The organism is Lactobacillus sp. UMNPBX15 (assembly GCF_002553785.1).
GTDB classification, from domain to species: Bacteria; Bacillota; Bacilli; order Lactobacillales; family Lactobacillaceae; genus Lactobacillus; species Lactobacillus crispatus.
The window spans coordinates 1-17,267 of the sequence record NZ_PCYV01000039.1 but is presented as its reverse complement, the minus strand read 5'-3'; the positions used below and the strand labels follow the sequence as shown (position 1 = coordinate 17,267).

11 protein-coding genes, 1 tRNA gene and 3 pseudogenes are annotated in these 17,267 nt (G+C 37.3%); 5 read left to right on the top strand and 10 right to left on the bottom strand.

Annotated features, from left to right (window positions below):
• The first annotated feature begins 218 nt into the window (after positions 1–218).
• Complete coding sequence (locus CP366_RS09085) at positions 219–1,391, top strand: enolase C-terminal domain-like protein (protein ID WP_089148043.1); 1,173 nt, start codon at positions 219–221, stop codon at positions 1,389–1,391.
• A 74-nt stretch (positions 1,392–1,465) separates the two neighbouring features.
• On the opposite strand, the gene CP366_RS09080 is transcribed toward CP366_RS09085, so the two are convergent.
• Together CP366_RS09080 and adhE are read right to left on the bottom strand one after the other, a co-directional pair.
• Positions 1,466–2,398, bottom strand: a complete 933-nt coding sequence (locus tag CP366_RS09080; RefSeq protein WP_089148044.1) for an L-lactate dehydrogenase — start codon at positions 2,396–2,398, stop codon at positions 1,466–1,468.
• Positions 2,399–2,598: 200 nt separating this feature from the next.
• A complete protein-coding gene (gene adhE, locus CP366_RS09075; RefSeq protein WP_089148045.1) occupies positions 2,599–5,229 on the bottom strand; it encodes a bifunctional acetaldehyde-CoA/alcohol dehydrogenase in 2,631 nt (876 codons plus the stop codon).
• A gap of 313 nt (positions 5,230–5,542) precedes the next feature.
• On the opposite strand from adhE, the gene CP366_RS09070 reads away from it, so the two are divergent.
• The gene (locus CP366_RS09070) at positions 5,543–6,916 is read left to right on the top strand and encodes an amino acid permease (protein ID WP_089143375.1); all 1,374 of its coding nucleotides are present in this window, start codon (positions 5,543–5,545) and stop codon (positions 6,914–6,916) included.
• A 26-nt stretch (positions 6,917–6,942) separates the two neighbouring features.
• Here CP366_RS09070 and CP366_RS09065 read toward each other — a convergent pair.
• Positions 6,943–7,447 (bottom strand): annotated as a pseudogene (locus CP366_RS09065) (DapH/DapD/GlmU-related protein).
• Between the two features lie 133 nt (positions 7,448–7,580).
• On the opposite strand from CP366_RS09065, the gene CP366_RS11085 reads away from it, so the two are divergent.
• Positions 7,581–7,709 carry a hypothetical protein gene (locus CP366_RS11085; protein ID WP_255404543.1) on the top strand — a complete coding sequence of 43 codons (129 nt, stop codon included), beginning with the start codon at positions 7,581–7,583 and terminating at the stop codon, positions 7,707–7,709.
• On the top strand, positions 7,655–9,268 hold the full coding sequence (locus CP366_RS09060) for a thioester-forming surface-anchored protein (protein ID WP_369823060.1): 1,614 nt from the start codon (positions 7,655–7,657) through the stop codon (positions 9,266–9,268). The genes CP366_RS11085 and CP366_RS09060 overlap by 55 nt, the downstream gene beginning before the upstream one ends.
• Positions 9,269–9,347: 79 nt before the next feature.
• Here CP366_RS09060 and CP366_RS09055 read toward each other — a convergent pair.
• Both CP366_RS09055 and CP366_RS09050 read right to left on the bottom strand, forming a co-directional pair.
• Positions 9,348–11,071: pseudogene (locus CP366_RS09055) on the bottom strand (IS1182 family transposase).
• Between the two features lie 88 nt (positions 11,072–11,159).
• A pseudogene (locus tag CP366_RS09050) lies at positions 11,160–12,468 on the bottom strand (ISL3 family transposase).
• Positions 12,469–12,748: 280 nt separating this feature from the next.
• On the opposite strand from CP366_RS09050, the gene CP366_RS09045 reads away from it, so the two are divergent.
• The gene (locus CP366_RS09045; RefSeq protein WP_089148047.1) at positions 12,749–13,630 is read left to right on the top strand and encodes a LysR family transcriptional regulator; all 882 of its coding nucleotides are present in this window, start codon (positions 12,749–12,751) and stop codon (positions 13,628–13,630) included.
• 42 nt (positions 13,631–13,672) lie between these two features.
• Here the strand turns inward: CP366_RS09045 and CP366_RS09040 are convergent, their stop codons facing one another.
• The 5 genes from CP366_RS09040 to CP366_RS09020 all read right to left on the bottom strand — a co-directional run bounded on the left by CP366_RS09040 (position 13,673) and on the right by CP366_RS09020 (position 17,201).
• Positions 13,673–14,041 carry a DUF956 family protein gene (locus CP366_RS09040; RefSeq protein WP_089148048.1) on the bottom strand — a complete coding sequence of 123 codons (369 nt, stop codon included), beginning with the start codon at positions 14,039–14,041 and terminating at the stop codon, positions 13,673–13,675.
• A 3-nt stretch (positions 14,042–14,044) separates the two neighbouring features.
• The gene (locus tag CP366_RS09035) at positions 14,045–14,965 is read right to left on the bottom strand and encodes a PTS system mannose/fructose/sorbose family transporter subunit IID (protein ID WP_005720854.1); all 921 of its coding nucleotides are present in this window, start codon (positions 14,963–14,965) and stop codon (positions 14,045–14,047) included.
• 28 nt (positions 14,966–14,993) lie between these two features.
• Positions 14,994–15,803, bottom strand: a complete 810-nt coding sequence (locus CP366_RS09030) for a PTS mannose/fructose/sorbose transporter subunit IIC (RefSeq protein WP_005720853.1) — start codon at positions 15,801–15,803, stop codon at positions 14,994–14,996.
• A gap of 21 nt (positions 15,804–15,824) precedes the next feature.
• Positions 15,825–16,832: a PTS sugar transporter subunit IIB gene (locus tag CP366_RS09025; protein ID WP_089146289.1), complete on the bottom strand. Its 1,008-nt coding sequence runs from the start codon at positions 16,830–16,832 to the stop codon at positions 15,825–15,827.
• Positions 16,833–17,128: 296 nt separating this feature from the next.
• Positions 17,129–17,201: transfer RNA gene (locus tag CP366_RS09020), tRNA-Asn, on the bottom strand.
• Positions 17,202–17,267 lie beyond the last annotated feature (66 nt).

The window sequence follows — 17,267 nt, the reverse complement described above, 5'->3', positions numbered from 1 at the left end:
TTTTTTTGTTCAAACCAATCATACGAGAAAGGAACTCCTTTTTCTAATGTTTAAAGAAATAAATTTAAGGAATCATTCATCCTTACACAAACTATTTTACAGTCTCTGGATCCAACATGTACTCTTTTCGAGTACATAATGAATATCGTTTTACATTATAAAATATATGTTATTGTTAAGTTGTAAGTAATTGTAAGCTTTTTATAGGAGGATTATATATGGTTTGGGATTTTGATAAAAATGAAAAATTGGCTTTTTCAAAAGCTGTTGTTTATGAGTTAAACTCAGTCCCTGTTGATCACCCATGGCGTGATGCAACAGGAGGTTTTGGTAGTGCTATTCCTCTTCAAAGTTGGGTAGAATTATATGATACCGATGGAAATCATGCTGGCACTTTTACTTCTCATGGCATGATTCAAAATATTTTCCCACTAATTTTAACCGGTGAAGAAAAGACCTACCAAGAATGGTATCATCTTGTATATTGGAAGTTAAGAAACTTCGGTTTTAACTCTCCTCAAATTACTGATTTAGGTCAATTTGATCTATTAATGTTGTGTATCATGGCAACTAGAAGAAACTTGCCTTTATACAAATTCTTAGGTGCAAAAAAGAATTGGGCCTCAGCCTATAAAGGTGGTGGCTCATTACTTGCCGACGATGATCTCTTAGTCAGCGATATGACAAGATACGTCAAAGAAGGTTTTAACACAATCAAATTTAAGGTAGGCAGTGATTGGGGACACAACATGGAAAGAGATATTCGCAGACTTGCCAAAGTTCGTGAAGCCGTCGGCCCAGACGTAAAAATCGCTATTGATGCTAACCAGGTTTGGAGTAAGGACGATGCTATTAAATTTGCTAAGATGGCTGAACCTTATAAAATTGAATGGTTTGAAGAACCAATTAATTCACAACATATGGATGAAATCCAAGAGGTCGTTGATAATTGTTCTATGCCAATTTGTTTTGGTGAATCAATGCGTAACTATTATGCTCAAGTTGGATATGCTGAGCATGGTGTTCAAATTCTTGATCCATATATTGGGAGAACCCCAAGTATGTGGCAAAACTACAAGACCTCATTATATTGTAAGAAACATGGCTTACGCTTTGTTTCAGGTGGTATGACTTGGGTTAACGCAAGCTTAGGAGCATGTTACGATGAAGATCAAATGCTTGAATTTCACGAGCCAATGGTTGGTCCAATGGGCAAACTTTTAAAGATTAAATGTGAGGTTAAGAATGGGCGCTTCTACTTACCTGATATCCCTGGTCAACCATTCCGTGTAGATTGGGACGTTATTAAAGAACGTAATCTTTTGAAGAGCATCACCTGGTATAATAAAGATTCTGTTTCTAAAAACTTTGAAGTTAAAGGCTCATATTAAAAATTAATCGAAATTATCACAAAATAAGAGGAAAATCCAAATAGATTTTCCTCTTATTTGTATATTATTAAAATTTACATCTTTTCAGCTTTTTGTTTTCTTTCAACTAATAATTTAAGAGATTCTTTGTATTTTTTCTTTTCATCATCAGTCAAATTAAGCTTTATTCTTCTCTCAATACCATTCTCACCAAGAACAACAGGCCAACTTGCATAAACATTAAAATCCTTGTCATAATTTGAACAAGGCACAATTGAATGTGCATCTACAAAAATGTCTTCAATCAAGCGAGCAGCAGTAGAAGCAATAGCCCAATTTGTAAAACCCTTACCATGGGATACTCTCTTAGAACTGCGGTTAGGTTGAGAACTAAGATCATCTAACTTTTCTTTAGAAAATAGCTCGCTAGCTTTCTTGTCACCAATATATACCGTTGACCAAGCAGTAAATTGACTCGCACCGTGTTCAGCTAATACATAACCATGAACATTATGTGGATCTACATTTAATTCTTCAGCAACAAATCTCTTCATTCTTGAAGTATCTAAGAATGTCCCCGTACCAAATACACGATTCTTGGGCAACCCCGTTTGCTTTTGGAGTTCAGTTACAATGATATCGCACGGATTGCTGATATTCAGAATAATCCCATTAAATCCTGATTTCTTTATTTTATTACCAATATCACGTGCACCTAAAGTATTCAGCTTAAGTTCAGCTTGTCGATCACCCGTCCGGGCAGTTGCACTAATATCACCAAAAGCAGTGACAATTACATCTACATCTTTTAATTTTTTCCAGTCAGATTCACTATTCCAATCCAATCCATTAACCTTGACAGTATAGTGATCTCTCACTGTGGCATCCCTTAAATCTCTTTCATTTGCTTCAACTTTAAGTGCATTTTTATCTAATAAATAAATCTGCCCTACAGTTCCATGTGTAAAAAGTGTAAATGCAACGGTTGACCCAACATTACCAACACCAATAATAGCTACTTTTTGCATAAAGCTAACCTCCTCATGTTATTATTTCACCTATAATCTTACTTTATACTATAAGCGCTTACATTCATATTCACTTTTTTTCCCACAGATGCACTTTTTGTTCAGCAAGAGTTATCAACCATTTTAACAAAATAAAAAGCTAAGACATACACAGAAAAAGCGTAAATCTTAGCTTTCAGATTTTCTTATTAATTTATCAATTATCTATCACTGTCTGGAATGCCTTTTCCTTCGTAGCAATCCTTCATGAGTTCAACAATTTGAGAGATAAGTGGTGCTGAAGGGTTAGTTACAGTGTTTTGATCTCCGTAAGCTTCAACAGCCATTTCATCAACTTTCTTATCAAATTCAGCCTTGTCAACACCGTAGTCTTTGTAAGCCATCTTAATGTTAACTGAATGAGCCAAATCAATAATCTTTTGAACAAGCTTTTCAACTAATTCGTCATCGCTTGAACCAGTCAAACCGATTGCTCTAGCAATGTCGGCGTAGTCACTTTTAGCACGGTAAACTGAGTAGTGAGGCCACATGGCAAGTTTTTCAGGACGCTTTGAGTTGAAGCGGATAACTTGTGGTAAAGCAATTGCATCACTTACGCCACTTGGAATATCGAAGGTTGATCCAACGGTGTGAGCGATTGAGTGTTCAAGGCCAAGGAAGGCGTTTGAATATGCCATACCTGCAATAGTTGCGGCATCATGCATCTGCTTTCTTGCATCAAGGTCGCCATCGTATGACTTCTTCAAGTTAGCAAAGATAGTCTTGATGGCTTCAAGTGACCAACCGCGGGTAAAGTCTGTAGCCATAGTCGAAACATAGCTTTCGATAGCGTGACCTAATGCTTCAAAACCTGACCAAGCAATTAAACGTTTGGGCAAAGTTTGAACAAATTGATCATCAACGATTGAAACGTCCGGCGTCAATGCATAATCACATAAAGTATGCTTAATACCAGTCTTAGCATCAGAAATAATAGCAATTGGGGAAACTTCTGAGCCAGTTCCTGAAGTAGTTGGGATACATACAAGTTGTACACCATTAATCTTTGGGAAACGGACTACTCTTTTTCTAATGTCTAAGAATTTTTGGTAAGCCTCTTCAAAACTCATTTCTGGGTTTTCGTAGAATAAGCGCATTGCTTTAGCAGCGTCCATTACTGAACCACCACCGATAGCAATTACAACGTCTGGCTTAAAGATGTTCATTCTGTGAACACCATCCTTGATCACATCAGTATTAGGATCAAGAGTTACAGCCTTAAAGACTTCATATTCTTTTTGACCTAAACGCTTAGAAATGATATCAGTAATTTCATCAGCAAAGCCTTGGTCAGCTACACCTTCATCAGTTACGATGAAGAAACGGTTAACGTTTGGCATGTGACGAAGGTAGTTAGCAGCGTTATGTTCGAAGTAAGTCTTTGATGGGACCTTTACCCATTGCATGTTATCACGGCGTCTAGCCACTGTTTTGATGTTTAACAAGTCCTTAGCACCAATGTTGTGTGAGAAGGTGTTGGCACCGTAAGAACCAGTACCCAAAGTAAGTGATGGCAACATGTTGTTGTAAAGATCACCGATACCACCGAGTGCAGCTGGTGAGTTAACTAAGATACGGCAAGCATCCATCTTCATGGCAAACTCATCAATGATCTTTTTATCATTTGAGTGAAGACCAGCGGTATGACCACGACCACCATAGTTTAACAAGTCAGTACAAATCTTAAATGCATCATCGTGATTCTTAGCACGGTATAAAGTAAAGACTGGTGAAAGTTTTTCTGCTGAAAGTGGGAAGTTTCTACCTACGCCTTTATATTCAGCGATAATTACTTTAGTTGTCTTTGGCACATCCACACCACAAAGCTTGGCAATTTCATAAGCTGACTTACCAGCTACAGGACCAGCAACAGTGCCACGACGAGGATCGATAAAGTGTTCCTCAAATTTCTTAATTTCTTCCTTGTTCAAGAAGTAGCAGTTCCACTTCTTAAATTCTTCCTTGACCTTGTCATAAATTTCATCATCAACGACAACTGAGTTTTCAGAAGCACAAACCATCCCGTTATCGAAGTTCTTTGACAAAACGATGTCATAAACGGCACGATCAATATTAGCAGTCTTTTCAATGTAAGAAGGACCATTACCAGGACCAACACCAATAGCTGGCTTGCCTGATGAATAAGCAGCTTTAACCATACCTGGACCACCAGTTGCCAAAATAGTTTGAACACCTGGGTTATTCATCAAATCGGTCGTTGCATCAAGGCTTGGTTCTTCAATCCATTGAACGGCATCCGCAGGAGCACCTGCAGCAACAGCAGCCGCACGAATGATTTTACCAGTTTCTACACAACATTTTTGAGCCTGTGGGTGGAAACCAAAGATAATGGTATTTCTCGTCTTCAACGCAAGCATTGCCTTGAAAATAACAGTTGAAGTTGGGTTAGTTACTGGAGTAACACCTGCAATAACACCTTTAGGTTCAGCAATCTTAGTCAAACCTAATTCCTTGTCTTCTTCAATTACGCCGACGGTCTTTTCGTGACGCAAACTGTTCCAGATATTTTCTGAAGCATACATATTCTTGGTAGTTTTATCTTCAACTACACCACGTTTAGTTTCTTCAACAGCCATTTTAGCTAGTGGGTAAGCATTTTGTTCACCTGCAGTAGCAACTGCTTCACAGATCTTATCAACTTGTTCTTGTGTGAAGTTAGCCATTTGATCTAAAGCGACATGTGATTTCTTTACTAAGTTATCGACCATGTCGTAGATTTGCTTTTTCTTTTCGTCCTCTGTAAGAGTCTCTTTTTGTTGTGTCTTAGCCATTGTATTATTACCTCTAAGATCTACTAATTCTTGTGAACTAATTTACAATGTCAACTATAGCACAATAACTTTATTTGTAAATGCATGAATTTATGAAAATAGTGAATTAACAAAGATTCACATTCCCTCATAATTTCGCTCTAATGCAAATGAAAGCGATTCCTTAATTATTTGTTTGTGAATTAACAAACTTATTTTAAAAAAACAGATTTTTGATATTTTTTTAAATCTAACTATAGAGTCTGGTCATACTAATTGATAATGATAAAATATTAATTATATGTGAAAAGATTGAGAACACTGGGGGGCTTATATGAGTGAGAAAAAAACACAGACCGCTTCTGGTTATAAACGAACCCTAAGCAATGCACACATTCAGTTAATTGCTTTAGGTGGAACAATTGGGACCGGCCTTTTTCTGGGGGTTGGTGACAGTATTCACCGCGCAGGTCCTAGCGTTATTCTGATTTATATCATTGTAGGTATTTTCCTATTCTTGCTTATGCGAGCCTTAGGCGAAATGATTATGTCTGACCTTCATAAACACACTTACATTGATTTTATCGAACAATATCTGGGTAAAAACATCGGTTTTATTACCGGATATCTTTATTGGATTAGTTGGATCACTTTAGGAATGGCAGAAACAACTGCCTTAGGAATTTATTTTGAATATTGGTTTTCCAATTTAAAACCATGGATTCCAGGATTAATTACAATTGCCGTTTTGTTGATCATCAATCTAATTTCAGCTCGTGTTTTTGGTAATTTGGAATTCAGTTTTGCCATTATCAAAATCGTGACAGTAGTTGCTTTTGTTTTATTGATCGCTTATCTATTAATCACTGGTGGTAAAACATCATTTGGTCCTGTTGCCTTTGCCAACCTAGATGATCACGGTGGTTTCTTTGCTAGAGGTACTAAAGGATTTTTGCAAGGTTTCCAAATGGTTATCTTTAGTTTTATTGGAGTTGAACTTATTGGTTTAACTGCTGCGGAAGCCCAAAATCCTAAAACTACCTTAAAGCGAGCAATTAATCAGTTACCTGTTCGTATCATTTTGTTTTATGTAATGGCAATCTTAAGTATTTTACTAGTGATCCCTTGGTCAAAGGTAGCAACTAACTCCAGTCCATTTGTTCAAGCGCTTGGAGCTACGGGAATTAGAAATGCGAGTTTAATCATTAATTTCGTTGTAATTTCTGCGGCGGTTTCATCTACCAATAGTTTTTTATACAGTGCGGGACGACTTTTGTTCTCAGTTACTTTCCACGGCAAAGGCAAGTGGAATCAAACTTTTGGTCACCTATCAAGACGGCAGTTGCCACAAAATGCTTTAATTTTGTCAGCATTATTTATGGCCTGCGCACCACTGATTACCTTGATTATCGGCGATCAAGCCTTTAACTTTATTTCATCTACTTCAACAAGTATGTTCTTGATCATCTGGTGCTTAATGGTTTTGACTCACATTGCTTACAGAAGAAAAACACCTGAAAATAAGTTAAATGACTTCAAAATGCCTGGCTTCCCTTACGTTGATTATTTGATTCTATTGTTCTTCGTATTGATGATCATCTTACTTTTGATTTTACCAAGCTACCGCATCCCAATGATTTCAGCTATCGTTACTTTCATCATCTTGTACTTAATCTCCAAACTCTGGAGTGACAAAAAAGAAGCTTAAAAAAAGACGCGACAATGTTGCGTTTTTTATTCTTCTATTTTTTTGATAATTTTTGCAGGTACGCCAGCAACTACTGTGTTTTTCGGCACATCCTTAGTAACCACTGCTCCAGCGGCTATTACAGCATTTTTACCCACAATTACGCCTGGACAAATGGTAGCCCTAGCACCGATCCAGGCATTTTTCTTGATAAGTACTGGCTTTAATTCGAGTTTCTTTTCTCTGCTTAGGTTTTAAACCGTGGTTAACGGAAAGAAGATATGCACCTGGTCCAATTAAAACATCGTCTTCAATGGTGATGCCACCTAAGTCAACCATCATCACATTGGAGTTAATAAAGACGCGTTCACCTATTTTGATGTTGTGGCCGTAATCCGTGTAAAATGGCAATCTAATTTTTGTACTCTTGGGGATTTTTTGTCCTGTGATTTCACTGATTAATTGCCGCGCTTCACATTCATAATGACGCTGCGCGTTCAAGTTCTGCAACAAACGCTGATTTTGTTCGACAATTTGGCTCAGATCATTTATATGATCTGAGTTTTTTTATTTATTACACAATTTTTTAAAATATTAGTGGATTTATTAAATAATGAGTGTTATTATTGAAACTGAAATTTAGGTAAGCTAATTCAATTTTTAATTTGTGAAAGGAGGCGGCAATATGCAAACTAGAAAAAATGCTGTTTTATTAGCATTTATGATGATTTTGACTAGTTTACTATTGCTAGTAAGTTTATCTGCAAATATTACTCATGCTGCAGAAAAGCTGCAGAAAAGGGGTCTACTTTAAACGGGCAGACACAGCAGTTTAATAAAGGTGAAGGAAACCCCAATTCGAAAGATTCGAAATCTGATTCAGAAGAAGCTACTCCAAGTAAAGGAACTAATTCTGAAGATAATTCTACTACTCAATCAGATCACACGGCCAATGTAACGATTAATAAAATCGCTTCTGATACCCAGAAACAATTGGCCGGTGCTCATCTTCAAATTTTGGATAAGAATGGCAAGGTAGTACAAGACTTTACTACTAATGGTGAGGCAAGTGTGTTCAATCTGCCTAAAGGCGAATATACAATTAAAGAAGTATCGGCTCCTGAAGGATATGATGTAGCAAACCAGCAATTTACAGTTAATGATGAAAATGTTACTACTACCATAGGTACTACTGTAAGAGCTGGTACAGGTGATACAGGTAATAAGATTTACGTCGATTCTCTTAAAGAAGAAATCTATATTGATAGCAAAAATAATCAAAAGGATTTAGGCTATTGTTTTAATATTTCTAAGCATTATCCTGATGATCCAGCTTATTATGATAATGGTGTTTCCTATGATAGAACAAGCATCAGCGATGGTTCCTCAGTTAATAAGTATATGCGTACTCCACGTCAAGAAAATGATGAAGATAGCTTAAAAGCCATTAGAACTATCATTTGGAATGGTTTTGCATCAAATCCAGACAATATTCAAAAAAGATATGGTTTAACAGATGATGAATTGTACCGTATCACTCAGCGCGCTATTTGGTACTATACTGATAAAGGCCCACTTGATTTAGGTATGGCTAATGATGCGCTTGACAGACATGTTACTGATGAAGTACTGTTAAAAGCTTTACAAGATATGGTTAAAGTAGATCCAAATAGTCCAATTCCTAATGGAATGACAATAGATTTCTTTACGCCAGACAATGATAGTTACCAAAATATTTTAGCTGCTTCATTTACTTCAACTTCAACTAAGCCTGGTAAGCCGGTTACAGTTACATTAGTAGATCCTAAACCTGAAGATACAAAGCCAAACAAGCCAGATACTCCTGAAGATACAAAGCCAAACAAGCCAGATACTCCAGAAGATACAAAGCCAAACAAGCCAGATACTCCAGAAGATACAAAGCCAAACAAGCCAGATACTCCAGAAGATACAAAGCCAAACAAGCCAGATACTCCAGAAGATACAAAGCCAAACAAGCCAGATACTCCAGAAGATACAAAGCCAAACAAGCCAGATACTCCTGAAGTAGTACAACCTAAGCCAACTACTCCAACTACTCCAACTACTCCAACTACTCCTGAAGTAGAAAAGCCAAACAAGCCAACTACTGAAGAAGTAGTACAACCTAAAGCAACTGAACAGCCATCTGACAAGAAAGCAAAAGTCAACTACCAAAAAGCAGTTTACAAGGCTAATAATTCACAAAAGATGCCAAAGGCAACTTCAGTTGTTTATACAGCTAACAACTCAGAAGCTTTACCAAAGACCGGTGCAAAGCAAAGTGCACTTATTGTATTAATTGGTCTTGGTATGGTAGTTTTAAGTGGTTTTTTATACAAAAAAGAATTCTAATTAATTAGAAAAAGATTCAATTATTCGAATTGAATTTTTTTCTAAACAATGAATAATAGTTAAATTAAAAGGCTCTCTATCAAATGTTGTTGATAGAAGTCAAATATAATTTAGAAAAAGCAGTGTCTGGGAAAAAACTAAGCCTTAGATACTGAAAGACGATCAATCCAACTCTTAATTTGAGTTGCTTGACCGTCTTTTTCTGTCTATTTTTATTTTTGAACAAAGAAAATTGGTCTTTTGACCATTTTCTGTTCCAATATTTGCTTAAATTCATCATCATGAAGGCTATTCCTATATCTGTTTCAACCTTCTTTTTGCCTCTTAAATGAGTTCGGCGCATGCCAAAGACGTTCTTCAAATGTCCCAAAATCGGCTCCACATCATATTTCCTCATGCTGTAGATGTGTCTGCCTTCAGGACTTTGGAGAACTGCTTTGGCTTTTTCTTTTAGGTATTGCCAGTTAGGATTATAGCGAACCTGACGTTGGCGTCCGCTCTTAGTCTTGGCTAAGCGTTCTAATTCTGGCGTTAGTTGAAATTCATCTGCTTCATAGACCTTAAAATCACGAACCTGACCAGTCGATCGATCTTTACGTTGACTATAATATTTGAAGTTGAATCTGACGCCATTTTGATCAAGGTAATAATCATCTTTTTCATCATAGAACCAGTTAGCCAGCTTAGTTGGATCGTTGCGATACTTTCTGGTCTTTTCCTTTTCGTACATGGTATAAGGAATATAGTACTTCTTGTCTGAATACTCTTCTTCTAACATTGAATAATTATATTCGCTGCCATAACCAGCATCAGCGACAATCTTGTCAAACTTGTCTAGTGTCGTCATCTGCTTTAAAAATGGTTCGAAAGTTCTGAAATCAGTTGGATTAGGGTACAAAGCAAAGTCAACCACATATTGATCAGTGGTGGCGGCTTGAATATTGTAGCCTGGCTTGAGCTGGCCGTTCTTCATGTGATCTTCCTTCATATGCATGAAAGTCGCGTCATGATCTGTCTTAGAATAGCTGTTACGCCCTGCAAAGATTTCTTTCGCCTCTTCATATTTCTTCATTCGAGGAACATAGTCTTATGAAGCAGCTTTTTAAGACCGCGTCTTCTTGCTTTTCTAGGCGAACCGCCAGGGATTACTTTGGGTTCTTGCTCAATTTCTTCGGTCAGCTTTTCAATCTCGGCTTCCGTTTCTTGTGCTAGCTCTGCCAAACCTTGACTGGTCTGGACTTTCTCTTTTGCCATTGCTTTGACGACTTCTTTGGCAATCAATTCATCATAAAGCTCAACCGCTTGACCTTTGAGCTTGTCATGAAATTTTTCAACTGCCTTGCGCCAAACAAAAGTATAGCGATTGGCGTCAGCTTCGATTTTAGTGCCATCAATAAAGATCGCTCCTTCATTGATAAGGCCCTCGGCTTCTAACAAATTGGTAAAGTAGAGGAAGCTTTTCTTAACCAGCTCATTGGCATGCTTGCTGGATCTAAAGTTATTGATAGTATGGTAAGAAATCTGTTGGTGTTCAGCCAAAGCCATCATCGGCACGTTTTCTTCCAGCATTAATTCGATTTTTCTGCCTGAAAATACTCTTCTGGAATAAGCAAAAAGCAAGATTTTAAGCATCATCGCTGGATGATAAGCTGGACGACCGGTTTTAGCAGTATTACCCAATAAGACATCTTCTGGAATTGAATCGACAAACCAGCTAATGGTATTAGCCAAATGATTATTAGGAATAGCGAAGTCTAAGTTGAGTGTTAAAGCTGTTTGACCTATGGTATAATTTTGATACATTAAGATTGCCTTCTTTCTTTTTGTTTTGTGGTGATTCAATAATATCAAGGAAGGCACTTAAAGTATAGAAAAAGAACGATGAAATCCATTAGGAAATAATCGTTCTTTTTTCCTGTCTGAGAATTAGTTTTTTCCCAGACACTGCTTTTTCTTTTAGAATCGCATCTTTTTCTTCTAATTTGATTCTTGTTACTAAATGATAAAAGTTGGAATAGCCATAAGCAGTTCATTCAATTTGCTTTATTTTGCGGTTAGTACCTTCAAGGCGCCATTTGATTCAGTAAATCTAGCAGCGTTAAGCAAATCATAAAGACAACGTTTAAAGATTTTTAACGTAATGTTCATTTGATAACCTATAGTATCTTTACAGTTGAGAAGTTTTCTTAGATCAGAAACATTTTTATTTATTAGGGCTTTACTAATATCTTGTAAAAGATTGTAGGTATTCTCTAATTCTTCACTTAGCGCTAGTCCATCAGTCACAATTTGTTCCTGAGTTAGTGTATCTTTAAGGTGCCAGTCATAATGTGGTTTTGTCTTTTCAAGATCATCAAAGGGCTTTAAATATAGTTTCCAATAATATTTAAGCAAGTTATATTCACGTGATCCTTTATGGTACTTCTTCATAACATGAATACGACATGAGTTAAATGAACGGTTAAGCATTTGAATGATGTGAAAACGATCAAAAATGATCTGAGCATTAGGAAATAGTTCTCTGGCCATTATGTCATAGTAGTAATTAAGATCCATCGTAACGGTTTTAGCCTTCCTACGAATAGTAATTGGAAAGTGCTTAAAATACTTAAGAATATCCTTTTTAATCTATTAGGTAAGATTTTGAGCACATGGTGAGACTGACCATCAAGGGCAATAAAGTAAAGCTGACGACCCACACCTTTGAATTCATCAAAAGCTAAGTGTTCAGGTAGCCAGTCATAATCTTGGGTAGAAGTAGTCTGATATTTTTCAAGCATTCATTGAACAGTACAAGTTGAAACTGAGTTTTGGATGGCAATATTTTTCATTGACATGTCTTCAGTTAAAGCAGAAATAATCTTTCTTTTCACTGGATTTGAGATATGACAATACTTATTTACTAAATTAGTTTCAGCCATAGAATTATGATGACAGTCTTGGCAAATAATTCTTTCTTTGGCTATTCTGATAAAGACGGGTAGACTGGCATCTAAAGCAAGATAACGGAAATTAGAATAAGAATGGCCATTGTGCCAAATATGATCAGAGCCACAAACAAGACAATGATCAAGATGAAGGACAGCATGATAGAATTTGGCCTCACGTCCACGATATTTCCCTAATGAAGTATCAAGGAATTCTAAATTATCTGCTTCAATATTAAGAGTAAATTTAATATAATTATTGAGAGAAGTCATAAGCAATCACCTTAATTTCTAAAGAGTAGTATCAAAGGATATTAATGTAAGAGGCCTATGGCTTCTTTTTTTGTGCAAAAAAATCCTGTTGATAGAATATCATAGAAATCTATCAACAGGATTTATCATAGAACCGACAAATTCTTGAATAAGTTCTTTATCTTGGGTCTTCATAATCTGCTACTCCTTTTCTTGCTCATTTTTAGTTTAAAAGATAAAGTAAGTAATGTAAAAAACTTATTAAGTATCACGTATAATAACTTTTATTTATGGTGAAAATATGGAATTAAGAGTTTTAAATTATTTCGTTGCCACAGCGCAAGAGTTAAACATGACGAAAGCGTCACAGAAATTATTAGTTTCTCAGCCTGCTTTATCACGCCAGATTGCGGATTTGGAAGACGAATTAGGGGTCAAGTTATTCAACCGCCAACCACGCCATTTAACTCTGACACCTTCAGGACAATATTTATTAGAGCAAGCAAAAGAAATTTTAGCTTTAACTGCCAAAACTAAGAGCAACCTGCAATCATCAGCTGTAATCAGTGGTGATTTAACTATTGCTGCCGGCGAAAGTGTTGGGATGCAAAGACTGATGAATATTGTAAGTAACATTATTCAGGACTACCCTACAGTTAAAATTCATATTTTAAGTGGTGACTATGAATTCGCTGAAAAGAAGTTAAACATCGGTACAGTCGATTTTGCGGCTATCATTGGTAATGTTAACCTTTCAAACTATGCTTCCATTCAATTGCCAGAACGAGACGTATGGGGCGTATTAATGACTAAGAATGATCCCTTAGCTAAAAAGAAGGCAATTACCCCAGCGGATCTGGTTGGCAGAACCGTCTTAAATTCTCAACAGGCTGACACGATGCACTATTTCGATAATTGGCTTGGCAATTACAAAGACGACGTCAATTTCATCGGAACGGTCAACCTAAGCTTTAACGGAACTTTACTAGTTAAAAACAATGCGGCTATGATGTTAACACTAGATAAAATTGCTAATACTTCTAGCGAATCGGGTTTAACATTTAGGCCAATATCGCCAGCTTTAAGTGAACCGATCACGGTTATCTGGAAACATGAGACTAACTTATCACCCGTTGCCGAATTATTCTTAAATAGATTGCAAGCTTCTATTGCTGATGACTAAAAAAATCCCAAGGCCATTCGACCTTGGGATTTTTAGTTTGCTTTATTTTTTCTTACGAGTAAAACGTTGCTTAATTTGTTGCCACATACTTAATGCTTTACGCATATGGTCAGCAGGTACGTATTTTCTTATTGCACGCAATACCTTTTTAGGATCACGCGCAGCGAAGATAAATTTACCATTAGATTTAGTTCTAATTTCAAAACGTGGAATATAACGTCCATTAAAATGAACATCCGCAACTACATAAGTTACTTCTTTCCATGGAATTTGAACATAGTCTTCAACATTTCGCTCATTATAAAATTCAAAAGCTTTATCGCCGATCATAATTTTTCCATAGGATGCAATACCTCTAAACCAGGTTGCATCAACAGTGAGATCGACTTTTGTATTAATTGACTTAGCCATTTATTAAAGAATGCCCCATACGTGGAAGAGAACACCGACAACGAAGATACCGATGATAATCCAGATTGGTGAAACTTTCTTCTTCAATAACCACATACAGAAGAAAGTTAAGAGCAAACCAGCTAAACCAGGAATTAATTGGTTCAAGTTGTCTTGTAAAGTAGTAACTTTAGTACTGCTTAAAGCTTTACCGTTACCCATATCCCATTGTTGAAGAGCGGATTGGATACCTTTAGCACCTGATGGAAGCTTGTCCCATTCGATGTAACCACCCTTTTGAATAGGAGTTTGAGAAACAATTGGAGTGAACTTGATGTTTACCCAACGTTCAATTAAGGCACCCAAGACGAACATACCCATCATTGAAGCACCACGGGTAACCTTTTGAAGCATACCACCTGACATATCACTGGTGATAGCTGAACCAGCCTTGTAACCAAATTCTTGTGTGTACCATAAGAATGCGATTCTGATAATATTCCAGATAACGAAGAACAAGATAGGACCCATTACGTTACCTGCAATGGCCATTGATGCACCTAATGCACCAACAATTGGACGAACAGTGTACCAGAATACAGGGTCACCAACACCGGCCAAAGGTCCCATCATACCAACCTTAACACCTTGGATAGCGTCATCAGTAACTTCTGCACCGTTAGCCTTATCTTCTTCCAAAGCCAAGGTAACACCAAGAACAGGTGATGCTAAGTATGGGTGAGTGTTAAAGAATACTAAGTGTCTTTGTAAGGCAGCAGATAAATCTTTCTTGTTTGGGTATAACTTTCTCAATGCTGGAATCATTGAATAAGCGTAACCACCGTTTTGCATTCTTTCATAGTTCCATGAACCCTGAAGGAATTGTGAGTGCCACATAACGTTAAAACGGTCGCGCTTGGTTAATTTAGTTTTCTTATCAGCCATTATATAAATCCTCCTCTATGCGTTCATTTTAATAGTCATCAATGATATCGCCGAGTGGATCGCCAGTGCCGGCATCGCCAGAATTATTGTTTCCACCGTTGCCACCCTTAGCTTCAAGAGCTAAGTACATCAAAGCCATTGAAAGGCCAATAGCACCAAGGGCGATCAAAGTTAAGTCTTTGATAGCAGCAAGGGCAAAACCAATTGCGAAGAATGGCCATACTTCCTTACTTGCCATCATGTTAATAACCATAGCGTAACCTACGGCTACAACCATCGCACCACCGATAGTCATACCTTCGTTTAACCATTGTGGCATCATTGCAAGCCAACTTCTAACAGTACCTGAAGGGATTGCTAAAAGAAGTGCAGCTGGGATAGCAATTCTCAAACCTTGTAAACATACGGCAATCCATTGCCATAAGTTGATCATACGCCAGTTACCCTTCTTAGCTTCTGCGTCCATGATGTGAACGATAGCAGTTGAAATAGTACGTACGATCATAGTTAAGAACAAACCAGCAACAGCTAATGGGATAGCGATACCAGTAGCAGTACCAATACCCTTAATACCTTGACCACCTTCGATCAAGATAATAGCTGAAGCTACTGATGCTAAGGCAGCATCTGGTGCAACAGCGGCACCAATGTTAGCCCAACCTAAAGCGATCATTTGTAATGAACCACCTAAGGCAACACCTAAATCCAAGTGACCGGTTACTAAACCGATCAAAGTACAAGCAACTAATGGTTGGTGGAATTGCCATTCATCCAAGATACCTTCCATACCGGCAAGAAAGGCAACAAACACAACCAAAATCATTTGAATAGCGTTCATTTATTTACTCCTAATTATTTATTACTTTTTTTCGTCAAGTAAAGTTTGAGCCTTCTTCAAGATAGAATCCATATTACTTGGAGCATCTGAAGGAACTTTTCTTACATCAAACTTAACGCCCATCTTTTCAAGTTCACGGAATGTATCAACGTCTTTTTGATTCATTGATAATACGTTGTTGGCGTTAACATCGCCTTCCTTATATGACATTGAACCAACGTTGATATTCTTAAGATCAATACCGCCTTTGATAGCCCTCAATACATCTTCTGGATTTTCAAACAAAAGAAGTGCATGAGTGTTTCCAAATCTTGGATCTTTAGCAATTTCTTCCATCTTCTTGAGTGGAACAGTATGAGCCTTAACACCAGCTGGTGCAGCTTCACGAATCATACTCTTACGTAAATCATCCTTAGCTACACTATCTGAAACAACAATTACTCTATCAGGCTTCATAGCTGGAATCCAACCAGTTGCCACTTGACCGTGAAGCAAACGTGAATCAATTCTTGCCAAAACGTACTTGATATGACCATCACCAATAACAGTACCTTCTGGAATGCTCTTCTTACTGCCCTTAGCAGCAGCTTTGTCAGCTGCTGGAGCTGCAGCAGCCGTCTTAGGCATTAAGTCAGCTGGCTTAGTCTTAATTCCATCTCTACCAGGTTGAACAACTGCAGTGGCGATGTGCTTTGCAGTTGCATTAGCATCCATCATTCTCTCAGTTAATGCTTGTACAACCATTGGTAAATTCATACCAGCAACAATTGCCCATTTATCATGCTTTTCAGCAAGTCCATTTGCTTGGTTAAATGGAGTACCACCCCATAAGTCAACCAAGAACAAAACTTCATCCTGGTTATCAAATGAAGCAATTGCTTTTTCCATTTTGCCACGAATGTCATCTGGACCTTCATCAGGCTTTAAGATAACATGTGCAAAATTATCTTGTTCACCGAAAAGCATTTGCGCAGATTGTGCAATACCATCGGCAAAGCCACCATGGCTGGCTAAAACAATTCCTACCATGTAATTTCCTCCTCTAGATCAAAAAATGAATCCGCTTTTATTATACGATAAATATAGACTTTAAAAAAGCGTTTTTTGAAAATAATTTCATAAAGTGACAATTTGTTTCAACTAGCCCAAATGCCTTGCCTGACAAGCAAAGATAAAAATTGGTCTACTAAAAAAGAAAGCCTATTTTCATGAATTGAATCATTTTTCACAAATTTGGCTTCCTATTAAAATATATGCTGGTTGAATAATTTCATTTTCATAAAATAACAAAAAAAAGGAAGCCTTCCGCTTCCTTCTTCCCTTTACTCCGGCTGTCAGACTCGAACTGACGACATCTTGATTAACAGTCAAGCGCTCTACCAACTGAGCTAAGCCGGAATATTAAAAAAGAGCACGGCAGCTTCCTTTCCTCGCAGGCAGTTGCCCACCAACTACTTTCGGCGT

What these genes read in the sequence shown, in the direction of transcription:
- CP366_RS09035 (WP_005720854.1), bottom strand. Translation starts at nt 14,965, where the DNA reads ATGGCTGATAAGAAAACTAAATTAACCAAGCGCGACCGTTTTAACGTT.
- CP366_RS09030 (WP_005720853.1), bottom strand. Translation starts at nt 15,803, where the DNA reads ATGAACGCTATTCAAATGATTTTGGTTGTGTTTGTTGCCTTTCTTGCC.
- CP366_RS11085 (WP_255404543.1), top strand. Translation starts at nt 7,581, where the DNA reads ATGCAAACTAGAAAAAATGCTGTTTTATTAGCATTTATGATGATTTTG.
- CP366_RS09080 (WP_089148044.1), bottom strand. Translation starts at nt 2,398, where the DNA reads ATGCAAAAAGTAGCTATTATTGGTGTTGGTAATGTTGGGTCAACCGTT.
- CP366_RS09025 (WP_089146289.1), bottom strand. Translation starts at nt 16,832, where the DNA reads ATGGTAGGAATTGTTTTAGCCAGCCATGGTGGCTTTGCCGATGGTATT.
- CP366_RS09085 (WP_089148043.1), top strand. Translation starts at nt 219, where the DNA reads ATGGTTTGGGATTTTGATAAAAATGAAAAATTGGCTTTTTCAAAAGCT.
- CP366_RS09040 (WP_089148048.1), bottom strand. Translation starts at nt 14,041, where the DNA reads ATGGCTAAGTCAATTAATACAAAAGTCGATCTCACTGTTGATGCAACC.
- CP366_RS09045 (WP_089148047.1), top strand. Translation starts at nt 12,749, where the DNA reads ATGGAATTAAGAGTTTTAAATTATTTCGTTGCCACAGCGCAAGAGTTA.
- adhE (WP_089148045.1), bottom strand. Translation starts at nt 5,229, where the DNA reads ATGGCTAAGACACAACAAAAAGAGACTCTTACAGAGGACGAAAAGAAA.
- CP366_RS09070 (WP_089143375.1), top strand. Translation starts at nt 5,543, where the DNA reads ATGAGTGAGAAAAAAACACAGACCGCTTCTGGTTATAAACGAACCCTA.